Genomic DNA, 26,020 nt, shown 5'->3' on the forward strand with positions numbered 1-26,020 from the left:
CTCCTTATAAGTCAGACTCTGGTACCACCTGCATATATTCCTGAATATGCGCAGCAAGTTTTTCATTCTCAACATCAATCACAATAGTCTCACCTGCCCGGATCTCACCTTCCAGCATCAGTTTTGCTGCCAGTGTCTCAACATGCTTCTGCAAATATCTTTTCAGCGGACGTGCTCCGTAAGTCGGATCGTAACCACCTTCCACTACATAATTCTTTGCAGCTTCTGTCAGGGAAAGGGAAATCTCTTTGTCTGCCAGACGTCTGTTTACATCTTTTACAAGTAAGTCAATTATATGATAAATGTTATCTTTGTTCAATGGTTTGAATAAAATCGTCTCGTCCAGACGGTTCAAAAATTCCGGTCTGAAATGTGCACGCAGGTCATTCATAACCATTTCCTGTGCTTCTGGTTTGATCGTTCCATCTTCATTAATTCCATCCAGCAGATACTGGGAACCAATATTGGATGTCATGATCAGGATTGTATTCTTAAAATCTACAGTACGTCCCTGGGAATCCGTAATACGTCCATCATCCAACACCTGCAATAATACATTAAATACATCCGGGTGTGCTTTTTCAATCTCATCAAACAGTACAACTGAGTAAGGTTTTCTTCTGACAGCTTCGGTAAGCTGGCCACCTTCATCATATCCGACATATCCCGGAGGCGCTCCGATCAGTCTGGATACGGAATATTTCTCCATATACTCACTCATGTCGATACGCACCATGTTATTCTCATCATCAAACAGGCTCTCTGCAAGTGTCTTTGCAAGTTCTGTCTTACCGACTCCGGTAGGTCCAAGGAACAGAAACGAACCAATCGGTCTGGTTGGATCTTTAATTCCGGCTTTGGATCGGATGATTGCTTCGGTTACAAGTTCCACACCTTCATCCTGACCAATGACACGTTTATGCAGCTCATCTGCCAGATGCAGTGTCTTGCTTCTCTCGCTCTCATTTAATTTGGCAACCGGAATACCTGTCCACCGGGATACGATCTTCGCAATCTCATCATCGGTAACACTTTCATGTACCAGATCGCGGTCTTCATCTTTTACTTTAGCTTCTTCATCTTCCAACTGTTTCTTCAGTTGTGGCAGCTTACCATACTGCAGTTCTGCAGCCTTCTCCAAGTCATAAGAATGCTGTGCTTTCTCAATCTCTTTGTTGATCTGCTCAATCTCCTCACGGATCTTCTGCACACGTTCAACGCCGACTTTCTCATTGTCCCACTGTGCTTTACGACTTGCAAATTCTTCTCTGCGCTCTGCCAGTTCTTCCTGCAGATGTACAAGTCTGTCCTGGCTCAACCGATCGTCTTCCTTCTTAAGAGCTGCTTCTTCTATCTCAAGCTGCATGATCTTACGCTGTAATTCGTCCAGTTCTGCAGGCATGGAATCTAGTTCTGTCTTGATCATGGCACATGCTTCATCTACAAGGTCGATCGCTTTGTCCGGCAGAAAACGGTCGGAAATATAACGATCTGAGAGTGTTGCTGCTGCAACAAGTGCTCCATCTGTGATCTTCACTCCATGGAATACTTCATATCGTTCTTTCAGTCCACGCAGAATGGAAATTGCATCTTCCACTGTCGGCTCTTCTACCATAACCGGCTGGAAACGACGTTCCAGTGCCGCATCTTTTTCAATATACTGACGATACTCATCCAGTGTTGTTGCACCGATACAATGCAGTTCACCTCTGGCAAGCATTGGTTTTAACATATTTCCTGCATCCATTGCACCGTCCGTCTTACCGGCACCGACAATCGTATGCAACTCATCAATAAACAGGATAATTCGTCCATCGCTGTTTTTTACTTCTTCCAGAACTGCTTTCAGACGTTCCTCAAATTCTCCACGATATTTAGCACCTGCTACAAGTGCTCCCATATCTAGTGAGAAAATTGTCTTGTCTTTCAGTCCTTCCGGTACATCACCACGGACAATTCTCTGTGCAAGTCCTTCCACAACTGCTGTCTTACCAACACCTGGTTCACCGATTAGAACCGGATTGTTCTTCGTCTTACGTGAAAGGATACGGACTACATTACGGATCTCAGAGTCACGTCCGATCACCGGATCCAGTTTCTGCTCTCTTGCCCGTTCTACCAGATCAGAACCATATTTATTCAACGTATCATAAGTATCTTCCGGGTTATCACTTGTTACCCTCTGATTGCCTCTCACAGTAGATAATGCTTGCAGGAATCCTTCCCGGCTGATACCCATCTCACGAAGCAGTGCCTTCATATCTTTACTTGCATATTTTATAATAGCGAGGAAGAGATGCTCAACAGAAACATATTCGTCTCCCATCGGTTTTGCCTCATCCTCTGCGTGGATCAGAACATTATTCAGATCCTGTCCTACATACTGTCTTCCACCCTGTACTTTCGGGCGTTTTGTAATCGCCTCTTCCACGCGATTAATAATAAGGTTCTTATCGAGCCCCATCTTTTCCATCAATTTCGCGATCAGGCTGTCATCCTGTGTTAATAATGCATAAAGCAAATGCTCCTGTGCAATCTCCTGGTTGCCATAGTCAGATGCAATGCGTTCACAGTCTTGCACAGCCTGCAATGATTTCTGTGTAAATTTATTTATATTCATAAAGACAACCTCCTTCTTGCTCTTGTTCTACTTGCAATATAACAATACAACACTTTATTAGCACTGTCAAGAGGCGAGTGCTAATTTTGAATATTTTCATTTTCACTCTCACTTACCACTGATCATTCAACAGAAAATCTGCCAGATATTACTTTTTTTCAGCCAAATTATTCTTCGTAAGTAAATATATAGGACTCATATCCGTTAATAATAACCGTATTCTTATATTTCGTAACTCTTGGTTTTCTTCCATAATTTAGATGCACATGTCCGTGAAGATGGTATTTCGGCGAATATTTTTCCAAAAGCTCCTTAAATACTTCAAATCCCTGATGTGCGGCTGATTCTTCATCATTGATCCCTTTCGTCGGTGCGTGAGTCAACAGAATATCAAATCCTTTTTTCTGTCTCATTTTCAACCACATTTTCTGCACTTTGCGCTTCATTTCTTTCTGTGTGTATTGATGGGATCCGCCATTGTACCAACAAGATCCGCCAAGTCCCAGAATCCTTATCCCTTTATATTCATAAATCTGGTTTTCAATACAAATACAGCCTTCTGGTTCTTTTCTTTCATATATCCCATCATGATTTCCATGAATATATAATAATGGGCAATGGGCCATTGTCACTAAAAAGCTAAGATATTCTGGTTTCAAGTCCCCGCAGGACAGTATAAGATCAATATCCTTTAATTTATCCGGCGTATAATAATCCCAGAGACTTCTGGATTCTTCATCTGCTATTACGAGTATTTTCATACGTTTTTCTACAACCCCTGCAATTTCAGAAGTTCTCCTACTCCTTCCTCTAATTCTGACCGTTCCGGTATGCTTCCTATTACGTTCTCATAGAGCCAATCCATCGTAACCAATTCTTCAACATCTAATATTTCTCCGGCAGTTCCATGAATTTCCCCATTTTGATCACATAATTCTCCTTCAAATGGATGAAAGCTTCCGTCTGCAATAAACTGGGCAAAGCTCTCTGCCATACGTTTTACTCCGCCCGGAACTCTTTCAGAACAGATTAATTCTATCACTCCTGCAGACAATCCCCACCAGTAGTTCAATGTCTTTTTATCACCATATGCAAGCGGTTTCCATGATCCCTCCAGAATATACTGCATGATCCGTTCATAAAAATTCCCCCAGTTTACAATACTGGTCGCGATTCTTGTGATTTCTCCTTTATCTTGAAAATATAATCCGTATGGACTTTCTGTTCCTTTTTTACTAATCATTTCTTTTGCTGAAATAATCTTCAAATCCTTCTTTTCTTCTTCAGATCTGGAATTTTTTACTCCTGTCCAGATTAGTTTTACCTGGGCTCCCGGCTGCATCATCTGAACACCGATTGAAAATGCATTGACATTCGCAATAGTTCCATACATCGGATAATCCTCTTCATAGCCGATCACGCTGTCTCTATCTGCCGCTGCTCCCGCTATAAGTCCCAGTAAAAATTTAATTTCATAATTTCTTGTCAGATATGTTCTTACAGATTTGTATGGGAAATTCAAAGAACAATTAAAAATATAAATGTCCGGATGTTGCAAAGCGACCTGCACCGATGCCTGCATCAACGTTGCGGCTGTAGTAAAAATCACCGTATTTCCATCCTCGATCGCCGCCTCAAGCACTTCACTTCTTGCTGTCTGCGACTGGATATTCTCATATACACTGGTAATTACTCTTCCACGAAATGAATCCTCCAGCTGTTGTCTCCCTAGTTCATGCGCATAGTTCCATTCACTGGAATTTGCACTTCCTTCATAAATAAAAGCAACTTTCATCACTCTTTTCGCCGGTGTCAGAAACCTTGTCAAAATCGGGATCTTTTCCGCCTCCGGCTCCATCACGCGTTCCACCTCTGTTTTCAGCGCTTCCGGTTCAATTTCTTCACGGATTGTTTCCAGTTTTTCACGGATTTCCACAGACGTTTTTTCTTTCAATTCTTCATATGGAAAAATATCAAGGCACCGCAAAAAAGCAGTCCCTATATGTTCCGGCACAAAATCTCCGGCCATAGATTCATACATGATTTGAAAATGGATATATACACTTGACAGTCTTCGGATTTCTTTCTCTTTCCACTTGCTGTTCCAGTCTTTTCCCATTGCCTGCAGCAGACTTTCATAATCTCCCGGTTCCGGAAATATGATCATATTCAGACCGGTTCTTTTATAAAACTCTACGAATTCATAATATACTACATTCTCTTTTTTATTATCTTGTACCGGAAGAATTCTTGTAACATTTGCCAATATAGTCGGCATTTTCAAATATTTCATAATGCTGACTCTTTTATTACCTTCCTGTACGTAGAATCTGTTTCTGTATTCATATACGGTCACCGGATCTCTCAATCCTTCTTCCATCTGAGACTGGAAAAGATTGGTCCACTTTGCTGCAAATTCCGATGTCTCATCTAATAGGGGAAGAAAATCCGGACTGAACGCATTGCTCCTTGCGGCTTCTTTTGTTCCTACAACCAAAGATAATGGAATTTCCATCATTCCAAGATATTGATTTCCTGCAGTTTCCTCCCCTTCTAGAATTTCATCCAGTACGATCGGATATGGTGATTCTCCCTTTGCGCTCGCCCGTCTGGACTGACGCTGTGCGAGTTTTCTTGCCTGTTTATAATCATCCAACGGCATTTTTCTCAGCCCTCCTGTTTTTATATAGCACGCTACTTTAATTTTTGTGGATTTTCATAAAAAAAGGGGCAGGTATTCCCGCCCCTTTTTTCAAGTCGAGCAACCACGAGACTTAGCGCGTGATTCTGGTCAGCATAAGCTGACATATTCTTTACAGAATCACTGCGCATCCTCGCGGAGCGTTTATTTCAGTCGAAGATTGGACTCCCACTGAGACAAATTTGCTGTTACTCACCACCTGAAAAAAGTGGGAGTCTTCTCGACTGAGATAAAATGCTATGCTTCCAGATTGATTCCATCCTCGTCAAATACATGTACTTCACTTCCACGGAATTTAAAAGATACTTCCTCTCCGATTGCAAGATCAGAAAGTGTTCTTCCATTGAGATCCATTGTCTGCACGATAATGATTGTATCTTTTCCAGCTGCTGTAACATGCAGATGAATCGCACTTCCCATCATCTCGGCTACATCAATCTTACCGGTAACTGCCTGTGCTCCAGGCTCTGACAATGAAATGTGCTCCGGACGAATACCAAGTGTAACCTTCTGCGATTTTACACCTTTTGCTGCCAAATTATTTTCTTTTTCTTCTGACAGCTCCACTCTGATTCCATCTACTTCTACCTGGTATTTTCCAGCATTCTCAATCAGTTTCGCGTCAAAGAAATTCATCTGTGGCATGCCGATAAATCCTGCTACAAAAATGTTCACCGGATGATCAAATACTTCCTGCGGTGTTCCGATCTGTTGAACGACACCATCTTTCATGATAACAATACGATCTCCAAGTGTCATAGCCTCTGTCTGATCGTGTGTTACATACATAAATGTAGTATCGATTCCCTGACGTAATTTGATAAGCTCTGCACGCATCTGATTACGTAATTTTGCATCCAGGTTGGATAATGGCTCATCCATTAAAAGAACTTTCGGTTCACGCACGATGGCACGTCCGATTGCAACACGCTGGCGCTGTCCACCGGATAAAGCTTTCGGTTTACGATCCAAATACGGTGTGATTCCAAGAATTTCGGCTGCCTGATCCACTTTCTGGTTAATTTCATTCTTCGGCATCTTTCTAAGCTTTAATGGAAATTCCAGATTCTCACGAACTGTCATATGTGGATAAAGTGCATAACTTTGAAATACCATTGCGATATCTCTGTCTCTTGGTTCCACATCATTCATTTTCTTGCCATCAATTAAGAGTTCTCCATCTGAGATTTCTTCCAGTCCTGCCACCATACGCAGTGTTGTTGATTTACCACATCCGGAAGGGCCAACAAGAACGATGAACTCTTTGTCCTTAATATCCAGATTAAAATCCTGAACAGCTACTACGCCTTCATCAGTTACTAAAAGATTACTCTTCTTTTCAGATGAACCTTTCTTTCTTTTTTTCTCTGTGTTCGGGTAAACTTTTTTAATGTGCTTTAAAATTACCTCTGACATAAATTAAGACTTTAATGATACTGCCTCCGCAATGTATCATCTCGTGACCGGCGATTTCTTCCGCGCCACATTACGACAGGTCTCCACACTGTCGCACCGCAAGCCTGACGGATTTCCTCCTTTTCTTTCCCTGAAAATGCAACAATGAGTGGAGTGTTGCATCCGGGCGGATTTAAATATTTATTTTTTCGAAGTATAAACCAGAACTTTTATTTTCGCAATCTATTTTCAAAAATTTGACCATTCTTATTGATTTTGCACAATTTTGAAACCTAGTCTTAAGTATTTTTCAACAAATTTTTCATTTTTAACCGTTTTTTATTGTTTTTTCTTATCCATAATGCTATGATGAAGCCAACAAATGGAAACGTTTTCGGAAACAGTTCCGAACTATTGGGCTTTTCACAAAAACACCCATTTTACAAATTATTATTTTATTTAAGGAGGACCATATTATGAACAAGAAACGTTTGATGGCAGCCGGACTTGCAGTTATAATGACAGCATCTATGGTAACTGGATGTGGCAGTTCTGACAGCAAGAAAGAATCAAAAACTGATGCGAAAGGATCTGTATACTATCTGAACTTCAAACCAGAAGCAGATGATCAGTGGCAGGAGCTTGCCAAAGAGTACACAGATGAGACTGGAGTAAAAGTAGAAGTTGTTACCGCAGCTTCCAACCAGTATGAAACTACATTGAAGAGTGAGATGGGTAAATCAAAAGCCCCTACATTATTTCAGGTAAACGGACCGGTTGGTCTTGCTTCATGGAAAAAATATTGTTATGACCTTTCCGGTTCTGATGTTTACAAGCAGCTTACTTCTGATGATTTCGCATTAAAAGAAAACGATGCAGTATATGGTATCGGATATGCAATTGAATCTTACGGAATCATCTATAACAAGAAATTACTAAAAAAAGCCGGATATTCACAGGATGATATCAAAGGATTTGATGATCTGAAAAAAGTTGTTGAAGATATTACAAGCAGAAAAGATAAATTAGGATTCTCCGCATTTACATCTGCTGGTATGGATGGTTCTTCTGACTGGAGATTTAAGACACATCTTGCAAACCTTCCTATTTATTATGAATACCAGAAAGACAAAATTGACAACACAGATAAGATCAAAGGAACTTACCTTGATAACTACCGCAACATCTGGAATCTGTATATCAACAACGCAACATGCAGCCCGAAACAGTTAAGTACAAAAACAGCTGATGATGCAACTTCTGAATTCGTAACAGAGCAGGCAGTCTTCTATCAGAATGGTACATGGGCATACGCAGATATCGCTGATGTTGGAGATGAGAATCTCGGAATGCTGCCAATCTATGTTGGTGTAAAAGGCGAAGAAAATCAGGGACTGTGTACAGGTACAGAAAACTACTGGTGTGTAAACAAGAATGCTTCTAAAGATGACATTCAGGCTACTCTTGATTTCATGAACTGGTGTGTAACTTCTAAGACAGGTACAAAGGCAATGTGCGGAGCTGCAAACGCTATGCCTTCTGGTGCTGACGGTATGGGATTTGTAATTCCATTCAAAGGGAACCTTAAATCAGAGAATCCACTTGTTAACGTTGCTAATGATTATGTAAAAGAAGGAAAGACTCCTGTTTCTTGGAACTTCTCTACAATGCCTTCTGAACAGTGGAAGAACGATCTTGGTTCTGCACTTACAACTTACGCATCAAAACAGACAGATGCGAACTGGGCAAAAGTTAAATCTGCATTCGTAGATGGATGGGCAAAAGAAGCAAAAGCAAGCAAGTAATTTATAACAAAACAACTTATTATTGCAGGGGAGCACACTGCTCCCCTGTTTTCATACAAAGAGGGATAATATGGAAAAATCTATTAAACGTTATTGGCCAGTTTTTATACTTCCTACCATGGCAGCTTTCATGATCGGATTTGTCGTTCCATTTCTGGAAGGTATCTATCTTTCCTTTTGTGATTTCACGACCATCAAAGATGCCTCTTTTGTAGGACTTGAAAATTATGCAAAAGCTATTTCTGATAAGACATTTACACATGCCTTCTCTTTCACAACTGTTTTTGCAATTGTTACTTTAGTATTGATCAACGTGCTGGCATTTGCGGTTGCACTTGCACTTACCCAGAAGATCAAAGGAACGAATATTTTCCGTACCGTATTTTTTATGCCGAACCTGATCGGTGGTATCGTACTTGGTTACGTATGGCAGCTGATTTTTGACGGTATTCTTGGAAAGTTTGATCTTGCACTGAAACTGAATGCAAAATTTGGTTTCTGGGGTCTGGTCATTCTGATCTGCTGGCAGCAGATTGGTTATATGATGATCGTCTATATCGCAGGTCTTCAGGCAATCCCAGGTTCCTTGAATGAAGCAGCGATGATCGACGGTGCCAACGCAAGACAGCGTCTTTTCAAGATCACCATCCCGATGATGATGCCTTCCATCACCATCTGTACATTCTTAACGATCACAAACTCATTCAAACTGTTTGACCAGAACCTTTCACTGACATCCGGTGAACCAATGCATCAGACAGAAATGATGGCATTGAACATTTATGATACGTTCTACGGTCATGTAGGATTTGAGGGAGTCGGTCAGGCAAAAGCCGTGATCTTCTTCATAATTGTAGTAGCAATTGGTTTGATTCAGCTTCGCGCAACCAGAGATAAGGAGGTTCAGCAATAATGAAAAATAAAAAAAGCGGTATTTTCGCCACTCTCTTTTTCACTGTAATCTCTATTCTTTTCGTGGCACCGATTTTTGTTGTTTTGATGAATTCATTTAAGAGAAAAGCTTTTATCAGTCTTTCCCCATTTTCAATGCCGGACGAAAAGAGTTATGCAGGTCTTGAAAACTATGTTACAAGTATTACAAAATATGAATTTGTAAAAGCAGTTGGCTGGACATTATTTATCACCGTCCTCTCTGTAATTGTAATTTTAGTATGTTGCTCTATGTGTGCCTGGTACATTACACGAGTAAAGAATAAACTGACAAAACTGATTTATCTTTTATGTGTATTTTCTATGGTTATCCCATTCCAGATGGTTATGTTTACCCTCTCCGGAACAGCTGATTCTCTTCACCTGAATACACCTTGGGGAATCGTAATCGTATATCTCGGTTTTGGTGCCGGACTTGCAGTCTTTATGTTCTGCGGTTTTGTAAAATCAATTCCGATTGAAATTGAAGAAGCTGCCATGATCGATGGATGCAATCCGATCAAAACATTTTTCTCAGTCGTACTTCCTATTATGAAGCCAACTTATATCTCTGTCGGTATTCTGGAAGCGATGTGGATCTGGAATGACTTCCTTCTTCCTTACCTTGTACTGGATATCAAGAAATTTAAAACAATTTCTATCGTTGTACAGTATATGAAAGGAAGTTATGGACGTGTAGATATGGGAGCAATTATGGCTTGCCTGATCATGGCGATCATCCCTGTTATCGTATTCTACTTAAGCTGTCAGAAATATATCATCAAAGGAGTTGCGGCAGGTGCTGTAAAGGGATAAAATATACTCCGTACATATTTTTTAACTGCTGTTAACAGAAAGGATTTTTAATTATGACGATTAAGGACATTGCAAGGTTATCCGGATATGGTATCGGTACTGTATCACGGGTTATAAATAATCATCCGGATGTCAGTGACAAAGCACGGCAACGGATCATGGAGGTTATCGAAGAGACAAATTTCCAGCCCAATTCCAATGCAAAGCACTTGAAAATGAGAGCTGTTTCTTCTATCGCCATTATTATTAAAGGAAATCAGAATATTCTGTTTAACGCAATTCTTGAACAGATCCAGCAACGCCTTTTGGCAAATGATGAAGAGGCAGTTGTCAGCTATCTGGATGAAGATGCGAATGAAGTCAGTTATGCTATGAGTCTTTGCCGGGAAAAAAATCCAAAAGGAATATTTTTTCTCGGTGGAGATCTGGAATATTTTGAAAAAGATTTCAAATACATCCCTGTCCCATGTGTTCTGCTGACAAACAGCGGAAAGGATCTGAAATTTACGAATTTATCCTCTCTGACAACAGACGATGCTGCAGCTTCTGAGGCAGTAATCGACTATCTGGTAGATCAGGGCCATACACATATTGGAATCCTTGGTGGTAATCTTTCCGACACACAAGTCAGCTATAAACGTCTGACAGGCTGTATTGCCGGATTCAAAAAGCACCATCTTGATTTCCAGCAGGATCTGCAATATGAACCTTGCCATTATTCTGTCGAAGAAAGTTATGAAGCTGCTCTCCGACTATTAAAGCGAAACTCGTCATTGACTGCAATCTTTGCTTTTGGTGATATCATTGCATTTGGTGCAATGCGGGCCAGTTTCGATCTTGGCAAAAGAATTCCGGAGGATATTTCTCTTGTGGGATATGATGGCATTGACCTCTCCCGTTTTTTTGTCCCAAGACTTACAACCGTCCGTCAGGATACCGCTCAGATGGCCAAGCAAGGCGTTGATTTGATGTTACAGCGGATCCATTATCCTTATAAAGCAGTTCACAAGGTCATTCCTTATGAACTGATCAAATCAGAAAGTGTAAAAAAAATAAATTAGAACGGAAAGGAGGGTTTATGGTGAGAGCTGCAGGTATTTTAATGCCCATTACTTCTCTTCCTTCCCCATATGGAATAGGAACCTTAGGTCAGACCGCACGTGATTTCATCCAGTTTCTTGAGAAATCTGGTCAGACATACTGGCAGATTCTTCCTATTTGCCCAACCGGATATGGAGATTCTCCCTATCAATCATCTTCTACCTTTGCAGGCAATCCTTATATGATCGATCTTAATGATCTTGTTTTGGAAGGATTACTGCAACGCGCTGACTTTGAAAATTTCTCCTGGGGAGACGAACCTGAAAAAATAGATTATAAGCTACAATATGAACAGCGTTTTGTTGTTCTAAAAAAATCTGTCGGAAACGTTTCTACGAACATGGCTGACAGTCTGTCTGCATTTTTTCAGACAGAAGCTTACTGGTTAGATGATTATGCCTTATATATGGCTGTTAAGAATCATTTCGGTGGAACCGCATGGTCCCAATGGCCAGAACCGGTAAGACTTCGTGACACGAATAAATTAGAGGAATTAAAAACAACTCTTGCAGAAGACATTTTATTCTGGAAAACAATCCAGTTTCTCTTCTTCCACCAATGGAACAAGTTAAAAGCTTATGCCAGTCAACATCACATTCAGATTATCGGCGATCTTCCAATTTATGTTTCCGAAGACAGTGCCGATGTATGGGCACACCCGGAACAGTTCCAATTAAATGAAGAGTTACGTCCAACAGAAATCTCCGGATGTCCTCCAGATGGATTTTCGGAAGATGGACAGCTCTGGGGAAATCCACTATTTAATTGGGATTATATGAAAGAAAATGAGTTTTCCTGGTGGATAACAAGAATTGCACATCAGATGAAAATCTATGATGTATTGCGAATTGATCATTTCCGTGGATTTGATTCCTACTTTGCAATTCCTTACGGAGATAAAACTGCGAAAAACGGAGTTTGGAGAAAAGGTCCGGGAATTGACTTCTTCCAGACTGTAAAAGAAAAACTTGGGGATCTTCCAATCATTGCCGAGGATCTTGGTTTTTTAACAGACTCCGTACATCAGTTACTGAAAGAAACCGGATTCCCTGGAATGAAAGTGTTAGAATTTGCTTTCGACACCCGTGACACCGGTTATGGCTATCTGCCTCACTGTTACACAAGAAACTGTATCGTATATACCGGTACTCACGACAATGAGACAATCAACGGCTGGTTTGAAACCGCTCCGGAAGAAGACACAGCCAATGCGATCCGTTATCTTCGTCTGACAAAAGAGGAAGGTTACCACTGGGGTATGATGCGCAGTGCATGGGCAAGCGTATCTGATACAGCGATCATGCAGATGCAGGATCTTCTTGGTCTCGGACATGAAGCCCGGATCAACACCCCATCAACGCTGAGTGATAACTGGACCTGGCGATGCAAGCCTGAAGACATCTCAGATGAACTCGCAAAGCAGTTATATGAAGAAATGAAAATATACGAAAGACTTCCTCAAATATAGAAGCGAAAGGGCGTAAATGCATTCACATTTACGCCCTCTTTTTCTTTAAATTCCAAGACACATTCTTATGATTCCTAAAATCAGCAAATGCACCGGATAGAAAAGATAATTTACTAACTTATTCTGTTTTCCACGCTCTCCATTATAAGTAAGTGTCAATCCAAATCCAAGCAGAGCCCACGGCTCTTTAAACATAGAGAGGTAACAAAACGGAATTCCAAGTGCCCATCTCTCATGAAAAATATAACAGAAATAACCGATCAGCACCGCATGATGTTCATAGTCCAGACTTGTATTCATTGCTACAAAGCACAATACCGCTACAATGAGAAATGATACGAAATACCATAACGCCTTCGGTAATGATGCCATCTTCTCTTTCAATACGTCGATCACCCAGATCATAGCAAGCACAAGTGCCAGCGTGAACATAATATTGTTCCAGTTGACTTCAACAAATCTGGCCGATGTGCACATATCAAACGGAACCTCTGATATTACTCCAAATACAAGAAGTGTAGTTAAATATCTCCACTTATTCCTTGTGTGGAAATATCCTTCTACAAGAAGGAAGATGAATATCGGGAAAGCGATTCTTCCTAAAATATCAAAAAAATCACTCAATCGATTCAATGCTCCGCCATCCAGATTCGGATAGATCAGTGCTTTATTTGTATGGTCAATAAGCATTGATAAAAAAGCGATATATTTTAGCTGCGCTCCTGAGAATATCTTGATTCTTTCTTTTATATTGTTCATAGATTTTTTTCAGACACCTTTCTTATTTATATTCTAGTAATTTTCTGTGTGAAGCTCGTGTGCTCTCTCGATGGCTGCCACACCTTTTCTGCCCAACACAAGCTCATAATCTGTCGATAATAGCAGAATAAATGCATTTATACAATCTAATATATAATGACTTTTGTCAAGAGGTAAATTGAGAAAAATCACTACAAATTTATTAAATTTTATCTGGCGAACCCGTGCCAACATAGATTTCTCATAGATAGCTCGAACCTTGAAAGATGCTAAAGCCCTTTCAGGGATTCTCCGGTTAATTGTTGTCTGCTTCGCTGTAAGCAGCGTACAGATACTTACGATTTTCTGTAGCTTCCGGGGGAAACACCATATTTTCTTTTGAAAATACGATTAAAATAAGACAGATTATCGAAACCGCTTTCTTCTGCGATCATCAGAATAGATTCATCGGATGATTTAAGAAGCCTTGCAGCCATAGCAAGACGATAATCGTTTAAATATTCGGTAAATCCAGTTCCCATATGAACTTTGAAAAACTTCATAAAATGAGATTTACTGTAAAAGGTAAGTTTCGCCATGTCATCAATTGTAAGTTTTTCTGTATAATGCTCTTCTACATATTTCAAAACAGTTTTCATTTTCTCCAAGGATTTTGGATTGTGAGAAATGGAAACTGTTTTTTTCTGTCTTTCAGAAATCAGAAGAAAGAAAAAGTAAAACAGTGCACTTTTTACTGCAAGCTGCCACCCGGTTGTCTGGTCTGCACAGACAAGGTCAATCTGTCGGATGCAATTGCTTAGAGACTCAAAAACTTCATGAGCAGGAGTAAGAAAATGTTCCACCGGCAAAGTCCCGTCAAGAAGCGGCTTCATGTATTGAAGCATACACAAATCATTTGCTCCGGAAGAGAGTAACTCCGGTTTAAAAATAATATTTTCATACTCCATTTTATAAGAAGCATCCTGCTCAATGGCATGAAGACAGCCCGGACATATCATAATAATATCTCCGCTGTGCACCAGATGCTTATCAAAATCCACAGAAACATAACCTTGCCCTTTTTTAATAACGACAAGTTCCATCTCATCGTGCCAGTGCAACGGCACTCCCGGAAAATCAAGCGGAATAGAGCATAGATACGTATTATAAGGAAATTCTGCGGATGTATGTGCTTTTATTTCGTGATAGTTCTGATATTCATTAATATTCATAAGAAAACAAAGTCCTTTCAACGAGTCCATAAAAATCTATTAGAATGATAGTATTGTACAATAAATTACAAGTATATTGCAAGATATTGGCATGGAATCATATTAAAATACAATTATAAACCAATGACAAAACAGCAAAAATGTTACATAAACCCGAATTCGATTTGAAAGGAGATTATTCAAATGAACATTCAGACAACATTACAGGAAAAACTTGGAAAAGAGATCGCGCAGGCTTCCAATGAAGAAATCTATGACGCACTTCTTAGCATGGTGCAGGAAATGGCAGGCGAAAAGGAACGCACAGACAGCAAAAAGAAGCTGTACTACATTTCCGCAGAATTCCTTATTGGAAAACTGCTTTCTAACAATATGATCAATCTTGGTATTTTCAATGAAGTAAAAGATGTGCTCGCACAAAACGGAAAGAACATTGCGGAGATTGAAGAAGTAGAACCAGAGCCGTCACTCGGCAATGGCGGACTTGGACGTCTGGCAGCTTGTTTCCTTGACTCAATCGCAACACTCGGACTTGCCGGAGACGGTGTCGGTCTGAACTATCATCTCGGACTTTTCAAACAGGAGTTTAAAAACAATCTTCAGCGAGAAACTCCGAATCCATGGATCGAATCAAAATCATGGCTGAAAAAAACAGATGTTATTTACCCGGTGTCATTCAAAGGGCTTAATGTAAATGCAAGAATGTATGACATCGAAGTGACAGGATACAACAATAAGACAAATAAATTACATCTCTTCGACATCGACTCTGTAGATGAGACGATCGTGGAGGATGGAATTGCTTTTGATAAAGAAGACATTGAGAAAAACCTGACACTTTTCTTATACCCGGATGACAGCGATGAGAACGGAAGACTGCTTCGCATTTATCAGCAGTATTTCATGGTAAGTGCAGGTGCACAGCTGATTCTCGATGAATGTATAGCAAAGGGGTGCAACCTTCATGATCTTGCTGATTATGCAGTGATCCAGATCAATGATACCCACCCGACAATGGTAATTCCGGAATTGATCCGTCTTCTTGTAGAGAAAGGCTTAGACATGGACGAGGCGATCGAAGTTGTTTCTAAAACATGCGCCTATACAAACCATACCATCCTTGCAGAGGCACTGGAAAAATGGCCGGTATACTATTTGAAGAAAGTCGTTCCACAGTTAATGCCGATCATTGAAGTATTAGATGACAAAGTAAGAAGAAAATATGATGATGAAAGCGTTTCTATTATCGACAGAAATGATACTGTTCATATGGCACATATTGATATCCATTATGGTTTCAGCGTAAATGGTGTTGCTTCTCTTCATACAGACATTCTGAAAGAGACTGAATTAAATAACTTCTACAAGATTTACCCGGAGAAGTTTAATAATAAGACAAATGGTATTACATTCCGTCGTTGGCTGCTGCACTGTAACCCGGCTCTGACAGCACTTCTTGATGAACTCATTGGAGAAGGATATAAAAAAGATGCAGCGGAACTTGAAAAACTGCTTGCGTTTAAGGATGATGAAAAGGTACTTGACCGATTAGTAGCAATCAAACACGCAAACAAACAAGCATTGTGCAAATATCTGGAAGAGACACAGGGCGTAAAAGTGAGTGCAGATACGATCTTCGACATTCAGATCAAACGTCTCCATGAGTACAAACGTCAGCAGCTGAATGCATTATATATTATTGATAAATATCTTGAAATTAAAGCAGGAAAGATTCCTACAGCACCTGTGACAGCGATCTTTGGAGCAAAAGCCGCACCGGCTTATGTAATTGCAAAAGATATCATTCATCTGATTCTCTGTCTGCAGGAGATCATTAACAATGATCCTGAAGTAAGCCCATATCTGAAAGTTGTTATGGTTGAAAACTACAATGTAACAAAAGCGGAAAAATTAATTCCGGCATGCGACATTTCTGAACAAATCTCACTTGCATCTAAAGAGGCAAGCGGAACCGGTAATATGAAATTCATGCTGAACGGAGCTATAACACTTGGAACAGAAGACGGCGCAAATGTGGAGATCCACGAACTTGTCGGCAATGATAACATTTTTGTATTCGGTGCTTCCAGCGACGACGTAATCGAACATTACGTAAAAGCAGATTACGTCGCAAAAGACTTCTATGAAAAGAATCCGTCCATCAAAGCAGCAATTGACTTTATCACAAGCGATGAAATTTTGAAAGTTGGGCAGAAGGAAAACCTTGAAAGATTGCAGCATGAAATCATCAGCAAAGACTGGTTCATGACACTTCTTGACTTTGACAGCTACAAAGAAAAGAAAGAAGAAGCACTGAAAGCTTATACAGATCAGAAAACATGGGCTAAAAAAGCACTTGTAAATATTGCGAGAGCAGGATATTTCTCATCTGATCGAACAATTGAAGAGTACAACAACGACATCTGGCATCTGTAAGAGGAGGAGCACATGGAAAGAGCAAGCGGAGTATTATTACCGGTATTTTCATTGCCGTCCAAATACGGGATTGGCTGTTTCTCAAAAGAGGCATATAAGTTTATAGATCGATTAAAAGAGGCCGGACAGAGTTATTGGCAGATCCTGCCTCTTGGACCGACTGGATACGGGGACTCCCCGTACCAGTCCTTCTCCACATACGCAGGAAATCCATATTTTATTGATCCCAAGACATTGATCAAAGAAGGACTTCTGACAAAAAAAGAATGTAAAGCGTATGCCTTTGGAGACAAGGCAGACTGTATTGATTACGAAAAAATTTACAATTCTAGATTCAAAATGCTGAAAAAAGCATTTGCGCGTTTTAAAAATGGCGAAGCATATGATCACTTTATAAATGAAAATGCATACTGGCTGGATGATTACAGTCTTTACATGGCAATCAAAGACAGTAAAAATGGAATCAGCTGGAATGAATGGGAAGCTCCTCTAAAAAACCGTGAAGCGGATGCACTTGAAAATGCAAGAAATGAACTGGCAGAAGAGATTGCATTTTATAAATTCCAGCAATATGAATTCGATAAACAATGGACAAAGCTTCATACCTATGCAAATGCACAAGGCATTCAGATCATCGGTGATATTCCGATCTATGTAGCGTTTGATGGTGCGGATACATGGGCATCTCCAGAGTTGTTTCAGTTTGATGAATTGAATAATCCGTTGGCAGTAGCAGGATATCCTCCGGATGATTTTTCTGCAACCGGACAGCTGTGGGGCAACCCATTGTACAATTGGGACTATCATAAAAAGACCGGGTACGACTGGTGGATCAAGCGGATCCGTCATTGTTTCAAATTATATGACGTAGTCCGAATTGATCATTTCCGTGGATTCGATGAATATTATTCCATTCCTTATGGAAATAAAACCGCAGTAGATGGCACATGGATGCCTGGTCCTGGAATGGAACTCTTCCGCACAATTATCCAAAGAACAGCGTTGTGTATACCGGCACGCATGACAACGATACGACAAGAGGATGGTATCACAGTACAGATAAAGCAACGCGAGATTTTGCAAAAGAATATATGCATACATCACGTCTCGACGAAGACGATCTGGCATGGGATTTTATCCGCCTTACGATGAACAGCAACGCGAACCTTTGCATCACACCGATGCAGGATCTGCTGAATCTGGATGGCAGGGCGAGAATTAATACACCATCCACACTCGGCGAAAACTGGGCCTGGCGTATGGAAAAGAATCAATTTGATGCACAGACAGTGAAGCGCTTGAAGCGTATGACATGGTTGTACGAGCGTCTTCCTGAAAAACAAAATAAATCGTTCTAATTTCGGTTGGTTTGAATTAATTGAAGGCAGCATTGCACTCATGTGTTACCACCCATCACGGAGATTCAAAAAGGCATTCTAAGCAGGTACTTCCATCCGTTTCAGTTCCGGCAAAATCATACACAGCATTGTAATAAAACACAGACTGCCACCGATTACATTGGACACCGGTTCTGCAAGGAACACACCGGAAGTTCCCATATTTAAAACGTATGGCATAAAATATGTCAGCGGCACAACTATAAACACTTTACGAAGCAGGGAGAAGAAAATCGCCTGCTTCTTTTTGTTCAGGGATTTGAATACTGTCTGTCCCATATATTGGAAATCCATAAAAATAAATGCTGCGAAATACTGATTAAGCGCAGTCATTGCATCCTGCATCAATTCTGCATCTGTACTGAAAATACGTATAAGCGCACCTGGTTCCAGAATAATCACACTCCACATAACTCCGGTATACAAAATCATCATCATTGCCAGTACAACGCCCGCCTTGCGGACTCTTGCCGGGCGTCTTGCACCATAGTTATAACTCAAGATTGGAGATGCCCCCTCATTCATCGCATGGATCGGCGTCTCTACAAGCTGACGCACGCTGGAAATAATCGTCATCACCGAAATATAAATATCGCCTCCGGTCACTGCAAGTACATTGTTACAGCAGATCGTTACCAGACCGTTTGTAAGTTGCATAATAAATCCTGCCATTCCAAGACTTATAATATTTTTCGCATATCCGATATTTTCTGCTATTTCATTTTTCTTTAGTAGCCGCACCTTTAACTCTGCTTTTCTTGTCAAAAAATAAAATACAAACAATGCAGACAAACACTGTGAAATTACAGTTGCACACGCCGCACCACGTACTCCCATTCCAAATACAAAGATAAACAGAGGATCTAAAATCAGATTCACAACTGCACCGATTGCAACCGAAAGCATACCAACCAGCGAATAACCCTGTGCGTTGATAAATGGATTCATGCCAACTGCAACCATAGATGGAAGCGTACCAATCAGATAGACCATCAGATACGGACGTGCATAAACCATTACACTTCTGGATGCTCCAAACAGCGTCAGAATCGGATGGGAAAATAAAAGTCCGATCATCATTAACAACAAAGCACTGGAACATACAAGCGAAAACGACGTATTCATAATACGTGTTGCCTCTTGCTCTTTCTTTCTTCCTCTGTCTATGGAAAATAAGGGCGCACCACCTCCACCAAACAGATTTGCAAATGCTGTAATGATCACGATAACAGGAAAACAAAGTCCCACTCCTCCAAGCGCTGCTGTTCCTACCTCTGGAATACGCGCAATATATATTCGATCCACAATGTTATATAACAGATTTAAAATCTGCGCCACCAGCATCGGAAGCGCAGCTCCAAGTATATTTCCTGTAACCGTTCCATTTTCAAAATCAATTCGTTTCATTTATATTTAATCCTTTTTATATCTTGCTTTTTAGTATAACACGCACTATTCTATATGTAAAATATGATATCCGGATAACAAGATCATACTTCCGTCTGAACCTGCTCATGTGTAATTGTATGATTTTGAAATCAGCCCTATTATGAGTCAAAAAATGGGACTTTGTCCCGTGATATATGTACAGGAGGACATTAACATGAACGATAAATTAAAACAACAGCTTGACTTTATTCTGGAAATTGATAAAGAGAAAAATATTTTAAGACAGACACATCTGTCCGGCCACGGCAGACGTGAAAATGATGCAGAACATGCCTGGCATATGGCGATCATGGCATATCTTTTAAAAGAATATTCTAACGAACCGGTTGATATTACCAAAGTCATGATCATGTGTCTGATCCATGACATTGTAGAAATTGATGCCGGGGATACTTACGCTTATGACACAGAAGGGCTGAAAACACAGAAAGCACGAGAAGATGCCGCAAAAGAACGAATTTTTTCCTTACTTCCGAATGCACAGAAAGAAGAGCTGACTGCTCTTTTTGACGAATTTGAAGAAGCCAGAACCGCTGAATCCAGATTCGCCCACGTATTGGATAACCTACAGCCTCTTCTTCTCAACAACAGTAATGGCGGTGCTGACTGGCGGGAACATGAAGTATACGCCTCACAGGTTTATGGCAGACAGCAGAAAACCAGATATGGCTCTAAGCAGTTATATGAAATTACAGACCAGATTCTGAAAGAAAACATCAAAAAGGGGAACATCAAAGAATAGTTCCCCTTTTAAAACTACCGCGCTTTAATAGCCCAACGCATCTTCGTAGATCTTGCACGTCCGTTCTGTGCGCACTCCTGCGCAGATGGGCGGATCACATCTTTCGCGTAATCGGAATAAATTCCCGCTTTATATCCGGCTTTTAAAGCCTTTTTCACCAACTTATCTTCTCCTGAATGGAAAGTAAGAATCGCCACACGTCCTCCCGGTTTTAACGCATCCGGAAGCTTTTCCATAAATTCATACAGTACTTCAAACTCACGGTTTACATCAATACGAAGTGCCTGGAACACTCTCTGGCAAGTCTTGCGGATCATATCTTTCTTCTCCTTCTCCGGAAGAAAATCCAGTGTATCTGCAATAAGCTCCCGCAGTTTTGTAGTCGTATCTACACGGTTTCCCTTGCGAATCTCATCTGTAATTGCTTTTGCAATCTCTTCACAGTATGGCTCGTCAGAATTTTCATATAACATTCCGGCAAGCTCTTCCCTGCTGATCTCATCCAAACGCTCTGCAGCGCTGATTCCTTTCTCCTGATTCAGCCGCAGATCCAGCGGACCGTCAGCACGGAAAGAAAATCCTCGTTTCGGATTATCGATCTGCATAGATGAAACACCCAGATCCGCAAGGATAAAATCAAAACCACCTATTTCTTCTGCAATCTCATCAATCGTACAGAAGTTCTGAAGTTTTACTGTCAGGATATCTTCACCGAAACCCTGTTCTGCAAGACGTTTCTTTGTCTTTGCTGATTCTTCCGGATCGACATCTGTCGCATACATATGACCTTCGCCTTTCAGACATTCCATCATTGCCTTTGTATGCCCGCCATATCCAAGCGTTGCATCAAATCCTGTTTCTCCCGGCTTTATCTGAAGGAAATCCAGGATCTCTTTCACCATAATAGATATATGCATACCGGCAGGTGTATTTCCCTTGCTGATCACATGTGCAATCGTTTCTTTGTATTTCTCCGGATTTAATTCTTTGTATTTTTCTTCATATTTCCGTGGATATTTTCCTTTATATCGTACACGTCTTTTGTGGACTTTCTCTGTATTCTGTTCCATGATAGCTCCTATTCTTTCGTTTTTTCTTCTTTTTCAAATTCTTCTGTAACTTCTTTTAACAAGTCTCTGATTTGTAAATGCTGCAGACAGCCTTCAATACAATAACGGCATGCTGTACATGGAATCATATGTTTGGAATGGAAGACATCTGCTCCTGATTGCTCATTCCGGAAAGTACCATCACACACTCTCTCACCTGTGCGATTGGCATCTCCTGCTCTCTGGCGATCCGAGCCAGATCTTCATACTCTGCTTTCTGACGTTTTATCCCCCAGCCGGATACTTCTTTTATCCGCACATTGCCATATACCGTCATTTCAGTCTTCATTGTGCGCTTCAATGTATAACGGTTGCAGACAGATTCCCGTACTCCTAAAGTTGTCGTATGTAAAAACAGTAACCGAATCATTTCTTCTCTCTGTTTTTCCTTACACATACAAGTCAGTAAGATTCCCGGTCGGTTCTTTTTCATTCCGACTGCTGTCGTATATACATCCAATGCTCCTGCTGCAAATAACTCTTCCATTGCAAATCCAACTGCTTCCGGTGTCATGTCATCCAGATTACAGCGAAGTTCCACGATATAATCCTGATTATCTGCCGTTTCTCCGCACATTGCACGGACACAGTTTGCTACTTCAAATTCTTTCTGCCCACAGCCGTAACCGATTCCTTCCACACGCATCGGCGGCTGGCTTCCAAATTCCTGAACGAAATATTTTAAAAGCGCAGCTCCTGTTGGTGTACACAACTCTCCTCTCACCTTTCCGCCGTAAGTTGGAATATCTTGCAGAATCCATGCAGTCGCAGGTGCCGGAACCGGAAGGATTCCGTGTGCGCAGTGGACATGTCCGCTTCCTACGTGTACCGGAGAAGCAACTACACGCTCCGGTTTCAGTTCATGCATCAGAAGACAGACTGCTGTCACATCAGCAACTGCATCCATGGAACCGACTTCGTGAAAATGAATTTCGTCTACCGGGCGACCGTGCACATGGCTTTCAGCCTGTGCGATCAGATCATACACAGCAAGTATGTCTTTTTTTACTTCTTCCGGTATATCCAGTTTTCCCACGATTGCAGTAATACTCTGCATATTATGATGGTCATGATGGTGGATGTGTTCACCGTAATGATGCTCATAATGGTGTGCTTCCTCATGGTGATCTGTGCTTACTTCTTCCATGCCATCTACTTTCACTGTCATGTGCGTTCCTGTAATGCCACATTTCACTGCCGGTTCTGCCTGAAATTCCACTTTCGGTATCCCAAGGCGGTTTAGACGCTTTACAAACTGTCCCGGTTCCGGATGTAGCTCCAGAAGTGCGGCACTTAACATATCACCTGCCGCGCCCATTCCACAGTCTAAATATAATGTTTTCATCTCTTCCCCTCCATATGATTGATCATGCTCGCCAGATAACCGGCGCCAAATCCATTATCAATATTCACAACGCTAACTCCGCTGGCACAGGAATTTAACATTGCCAGCAGTGCCGACACGCCGCCAAAACTTGCGCCATAGCCGACACTGGTCGGCACTGCGATCACTGGACAGTCTACAAGTCCGCCGATTACCGATGCAAGTGCACCTTCCATCCCGGCAACTGCAACAATCACTCGTGCCGTCATAATCTCTTCCCGATGTGCCAGCAGACGGTGAAGTCCCGCAACACCTACATCATACAGACGTATGACTTCATTTCCGAAGCACTCTGCTGTCTGTGCAGCTTCCTCTGCCACCGGCAGATCACTCGTTCCGGCAGCCGCCACAACAACCTTACCGATTCCATCCGGCTCCGGTATCTCTCCTACCAGTCCGATTCTGCTGTATTTATCATATTTTATTAGAAAATCCTGTTCAACCGCCTCCGCCGCTTCGCTGCTCATGCGGGTGATCAGAATACTTTTCTGTCCCTGCTGTACCATGGATGCAACAATATCATGAATCTGCTCCGGCGTCTTTCCTGCACCATAAATCACCTCTCCAATTCCCTGCCGGAGAGCCCGGTGATAATCCGGTTTCGCAAATCCCAGATCCTCAAACGGCGCTTCCTTAAGCTTTAACATGGCTTCATCTATATCCAGTTCCCCACTGGAAACCTGTTCCAGCAAAGCGCGTACTTCTTTCTGTTCCACTACGGTTCCCTGCCTTTCATATCCAGTAACACCGTGTCAAACCACGGTGCCAGCCGCTCTCTGATCTCTTTTCGTTTCTCAATCGCATGCATCATATCTTCCGGCTGAAACTGCAGACGAGCTGCGCCATGAAATACGCGCACGCGGAAATCAGTATATCCCATCTGAAAGAGTTCTCCTTCTGCATGCTCAACTTTCTTTAACATCTCTGCTTCAATCCCTGTCCCTGTCTGAATTCTTGTCGCAAGACAGGCATATGCAGGTTTGTTCCAGGTAAACAATCCGGCTTCTTTTGAGAGGCAGCGGATTTCCGTCTTTGTCAGTCCACATTCTCTGAGCGGAGAACGAACCTGCATTTCCTTCAATGCTCTCATTCCCGGACGGTCTCCGACATCATCAGATGCATTCGTGCCATCGATCAACACAGTATATCCATCCGAGACTGCTCTTTCTTTCAACAGTCCGAACAACACTGTCTTGCAATAATAACAACGGTTTGCCGGATTCTTTACCACTTCTTCATGGCTTAAGATCTCATGCGAAATCACTGTCAACTCTACACCCACCTGTTTTGCAAAACGTCTTGCATCCTCCAGCTCAAATTCCGGCTGAAATGTTGTTTTTATAAAATACGGTTTGATATCTACGCCACACTGCGCTGCAGCATAAAGCAGATATGAAGAATCTACGCCACCGGAAAACCCCAGTGCAATTTTAGGATTCTCTTTAAAAAATCCTGTCAGATTCATGAGTTTGGTCCTCCTATTGCTTCTACATCTGCCGATTCCATCAGTTCCTTATTATATAATAAATCTTCCGCCTGGCCATCTGCAAATAGTTTGCCTTCTTTTAATAAAATGCAGCGCGGACAGACCTCTGCAACAAAAGTAAGATCATGTGTTGCGATCAGCATTGTATGCGGAAGTTTCTGTAATACACAGATCAGATTCCCAGACCATCCGGATTGGCAGAAGCATACAACGACAGTCCGCCACCGACCAAAATTGCAAGAACTGCAAATAGCAGAATCACTTTTTTCGCAGACACACTGTCAGACCTGCCCTTATCAGATTCTTCTATGTATCTTATTCTCTCTGCTGGTTTCTCCAATTTTTCCAATACATCTGTCAGAATCTCCGGACGCATCTGGTATACAAAATTCAGAATACCTGCTGTAATAATGCCTTCCACAAAGCCAATCGCCAGATGAATTGGCTGCATCAGCAGTACAAATGTATGAAATGGCAGCTCTGTCACGTCTGATGCCAGTGTCTGTAGAACAACACAAAAAGCCCCCAGTTGCAATCCCACTACACAGGATACAACGGAAACAATCATAATCCTCTTATGCGTCACGCCTTTTCTTAAGATTGGTCTGAAAATAAGCGGACATACAAACAGGCAGGGAATGACTCCCATATTAAAAATATTCGCTCCTAATGCCAGAAGTCCTCCATCTGCAAAGAACAGGCACTGGATCAGTAAAACTGCGGTCAGCGTCACTACAGCCGGAGTTCCGCCAAGCAGTCCCGCCAGCAGGATTCCACCTCCGATATGTCCGCTGGAACCCGTCCCCGGAATCGTAAAATTAATCATCTGTGCTGCGAAAGTAAATGCCCCTGCAACTGCCATCATCGGCAGATTCTTCTCTCCCAAATCATCCTTTTTAACCTTCTGTACTGCATATGCGATTGATACCGCACTTACTGCATACATCGCACCGCCAACTGCCGGTGAAAGTAATGCATCTGACATGTGCATAAATAATTTCCCTCCCCCAAGATAATTCTACAGTACCTTTATTGTACAAGATAAACAATCCTTTTTTCAACCAGAAAAAATTTTTCTTTTCTACATAAAAACACATGCATAATTAAAAAACGGAGATGAAACAGTTTCTATATTTACTGTTTCTCTCCGTTTTGCAGTCATCGAAGATTCAATCGCATTGATCGCATCCATGGAATCTATTTCTGCTTTC

General features: G+C 41.4%; 20 protein-coding genes and 1 pseudogene. 8 read left to right on the forward strand and 13 right to left on the reverse strand.

Going from position 1 to position 26,020, the window contains the following annotated elements; translation table 11 throughout:
- Positions 1 to 4 precede the first annotated feature (4 nt).
- The 4 genes from clpB to DXC04_RS11945 form a co-directional block, all read right to left on the reverse strand.
- Positions 5 to 2,620, reverse strand: coding sequence for an ATP-dependent chaperone ClpB (gene clpB, locus DXC04_RS11930; RefSeq protein WP_021859643.1), 2,616 nt, complete (start codon positions 2,618 to 2,620; stop codon positions 5 to 7).
- Positions 2,621 to 2,787: 167 nt separating this feature from the next.
- A complete protein-coding gene (locus DXC04_RS11935; RefSeq protein WP_118661105.1) occupies positions 2,788 to 3,381 on the reverse strand; it encodes a metallophosphoesterase family protein in 594 nt (197 codons plus the stop codon).
- 8 nt (positions 3,382 to 3,389) lie between these two features.
- Entirely contained in the window at positions 3,390 to 5,282 is a 1,893-nt protein-coding gene (locus tag DXC04_RS11940; RefSeq protein ID WP_118661106.1) for a BMP family ABC transporter substrate-binding protein, read from the reverse strand.
- Positions 5,283 to 5,558: 276 nt separating this feature from the next.
- Positions 5,559 to 6,737, reverse strand: a complete 1,179-nt coding sequence (locus DXC04_RS11945) for an ABC transporter ATP-binding protein (RefSeq protein WP_118661107.1) — start codon at positions 6,735 to 6,737, stop codon at positions 5,559 to 5,561.
- Between the two features lie 455 nt (positions 6,738 to 7,192).
- Here DXC04_RS11945 and DXC04_RS11950 point away from each other — a divergent pair, with 455 nt between their 5' ends.
- The 5 genes from DXC04_RS11950 (at position 7,193) to malQ (DXC04_RS11970) (ending at position 12,836) form a co-directional block, all read left to right on the forward strand.
- Positions 7,193 to 8,521, forward strand: a complete 1,329-nt coding sequence (locus DXC04_RS11950) for an ABC transporter substrate-binding protein (RefSeq protein ID WP_117538209.1) — start codon at positions 7,193 to 7,195, stop codon at positions 8,519 to 8,521.
- Positions 8,522 to 8,591: 70 nt separating this feature from the next.
- Positions 8,592 to 9,434, forward strand: a complete 843-nt coding sequence (locus DXC04_RS11955) for a carbohydrate ABC transporter permease (protein WP_021859900.1) — start codon at positions 8,592 to 8,594, stop codon at positions 9,432 to 9,434.
- Entirely contained in the window at positions 9,434 to 10,267 is an 834-nt protein-coding gene (locus DXC04_RS11960) for a carbohydrate ABC transporter permease (RefSeq protein ID WP_021859899.1), read from the forward strand. Before DXC04_RS11955 ends, DXC04_RS11960 begins: the two co-directional genes overlap by 1 nt.
- Positions 10,268 to 10,320: 53 nt before the next feature.
- Complete coding sequence (locus DXC04_RS11965) at positions 10,321 to 11,328, forward strand: LacI family DNA-binding transcriptional regulator (protein WP_021859898.1); 1,008 nt, start codon at positions 10,321 to 10,323, stop codon at positions 11,326 to 11,328.
- A 17-nt stretch (positions 11,329 to 11,345) separates the two neighbouring features.
- On the forward strand, positions 11,346 to 12,836 hold the full coding sequence (malQ, locus tag DXC04_RS11970; RefSeq protein ID WP_021859897.1) for a 4-alpha-glucanotransferase: 1,491 nt from the start codon (positions 11,346 to 11,348) through the stop codon (positions 12,834 to 12,836).
- 45 nt (positions 12,837 to 12,881) lie between these two features.
- Here malQ (DXC04_RS11970) and DXC04_RS11975 read toward each other — a convergent pair whose 3' ends face one another.
- Both DXC04_RS11975 and DXC04_RS11985 read right to left on the reverse strand, forming a co-directional pair.
- Positions 12,882 to 13,595 carry a TraX family protein gene (locus DXC04_RS11975; protein WP_117538208.1) on the reverse strand — a complete coding sequence of 238 codons (714 nt, stop codon included), beginning with the start codon at positions 13,593 to 13,595 and terminating at the stop codon, positions 12,882 to 12,884.
- A gap of 335 nt (positions 13,596 to 13,930) precedes the next feature.
- Positions 13,931 to 14,806 (reverse strand): AraC family transcriptional regulator, encoded by an 876-nt coding sequence (locus DXC04_RS11985; RefSeq protein WP_118661109.1) that lies wholly within the window; start codon positions 14,804 to 14,806, stop codon positions 13,931 to 13,933.
- A 183-nt stretch (positions 14,807 to 14,989) separates the two neighbouring features.
- Between DXC04_RS11985 and DXC04_RS11990 the strand changes: the two genes are divergently transcribed.
- Positions 14,990 to 17,242: a glycogen/starch/alpha-glucan phosphorylase gene (locus DXC04_RS11990; protein WP_199692548.1), complete on the forward strand. Its 2,253-nt coding sequence runs from the start codon at positions 14,990 to 14,992 to the stop codon at positions 17,240 to 17,242.
- A 12-nt stretch (positions 17,243 to 17,254) separates the two neighbouring features.
- A pseudogene (malQ, locus tag DXC04_RS11995) lies at positions 17,255 to 18,600 on the forward strand (4-alpha-glucanotransferase).
- A gap of 78 nt (positions 18,601 to 18,678) precedes the next feature.
- Here malQ (DXC04_RS11995) and DXC04_RS12000 read toward each other — a convergent pair.
- Positions 18,679 to 20,046 (reverse strand): MATE family efflux transporter, encoded by a 1,368-nt coding sequence (locus tag DXC04_RS12000; RefSeq protein ID WP_117538204.1) that lies wholly within the window; start codon positions 20,044 to 20,046, stop codon positions 18,679 to 18,681.
- Positions 20,047 to 20,242: 196 nt separating this feature from the next.
- On the opposite strand from DXC04_RS12000, the gene DXC04_RS12005 reads away from it, so the two are divergent.
- Complete coding sequence (locus DXC04_RS12005) at positions 20,243 to 20,830, forward strand: HD domain-containing protein (protein WP_118661111.1); 588 nt, start codon at positions 20,243 to 20,245, stop codon at positions 20,828 to 20,830.
- Between the two features lie 14 nt (positions 20,831 to 20,844).
- On the opposite strand, the gene rsmH is transcribed toward DXC04_RS12005, so the two are convergent.
- From rsmH to DXC04_RS12030, 6 genes are all read right to left on the reverse strand, one after another.
- Positions 20,845 to 21,900, reverse strand: a complete 1,056-nt coding sequence (gene rsmH, locus DXC04_RS12010; protein WP_118661112.1) for a 16S rRNA (cytosine(1402)-N(4))-methyltransferase RsmH — start codon at positions 21,898 to 21,900, stop codon at positions 20,845 to 20,847.
- A gap of 124 nt (positions 21,901 to 22,024) precedes the next feature.
- Positions 22,025 to 23,284, reverse strand: coding sequence for a nickel pincer cofactor biosynthesis protein LarC (larC, locus tag DXC04_RS12015; RefSeq protein WP_118661113.1), 1,260 nt, complete (start codon positions 23,282 to 23,284; stop codon positions 22,025 to 22,027).
- Positions 23,281 to 24,039 (reverse strand): nickel pincer cofactor biosynthesis protein LarB, encoded by a 759-nt coding sequence (gene larB / locus DXC04_RS12020; protein ID WP_118661114.1) that lies wholly within the window; start codon positions 24,037 to 24,039, stop codon positions 23,281 to 23,283. Before larB ends, larC begins: the two co-directional genes overlap by 4 nt.
- The gene (gene larE, locus DXC04_RS12025; RefSeq protein ID WP_118661115.1) at positions 24,039 to 24,788 is read right to left on the reverse strand and encodes an ATP-dependent sacrificial sulfur transferase LarE; all 750 of its coding nucleotides are present in this window, start codon (positions 24,786 to 24,788) and stop codon (positions 24,039 to 24,041) included. Before larE ends, larB begins: the two co-directional genes overlap by 1 nt.
- Positions 24,785 to 24,952 carry a hypothetical protein gene (locus DXC04_RS15580; protein WP_158580501.1) on the reverse strand — a complete coding sequence of 56 codons (168 nt, stop codon included), beginning with the start codon at positions 24,950 to 24,952 and terminating at the stop codon, positions 24,785 to 24,787. The genes larE and DXC04_RS15580 overlap by 4 nt, the downstream gene beginning before the upstream one ends.
- Positions 24,953 to 24,981: 29 nt before the next feature.
- Positions 24,982 to 25,800 (reverse strand): energy-coupling factor ABC transporter permease, encoded by an 819-nt coding sequence (locus DXC04_RS12030; RefSeq protein WP_118661116.1) that lies wholly within the window; start codon positions 25,798 to 25,800, stop codon positions 24,982 to 24,984.
- Between the last annotated feature and the right edge of the window lie 220 nt (positions 25,801 to 26,020).

The organism is Dorea sp. OM07-5, assembly GCF_003481355.1.
Taxonomy (GTDB): Bacteria; Bacillota; Clostridia; order Lachnospirales; family Lachnospiraceae; genus Dorea_D; species Dorea_D hominis.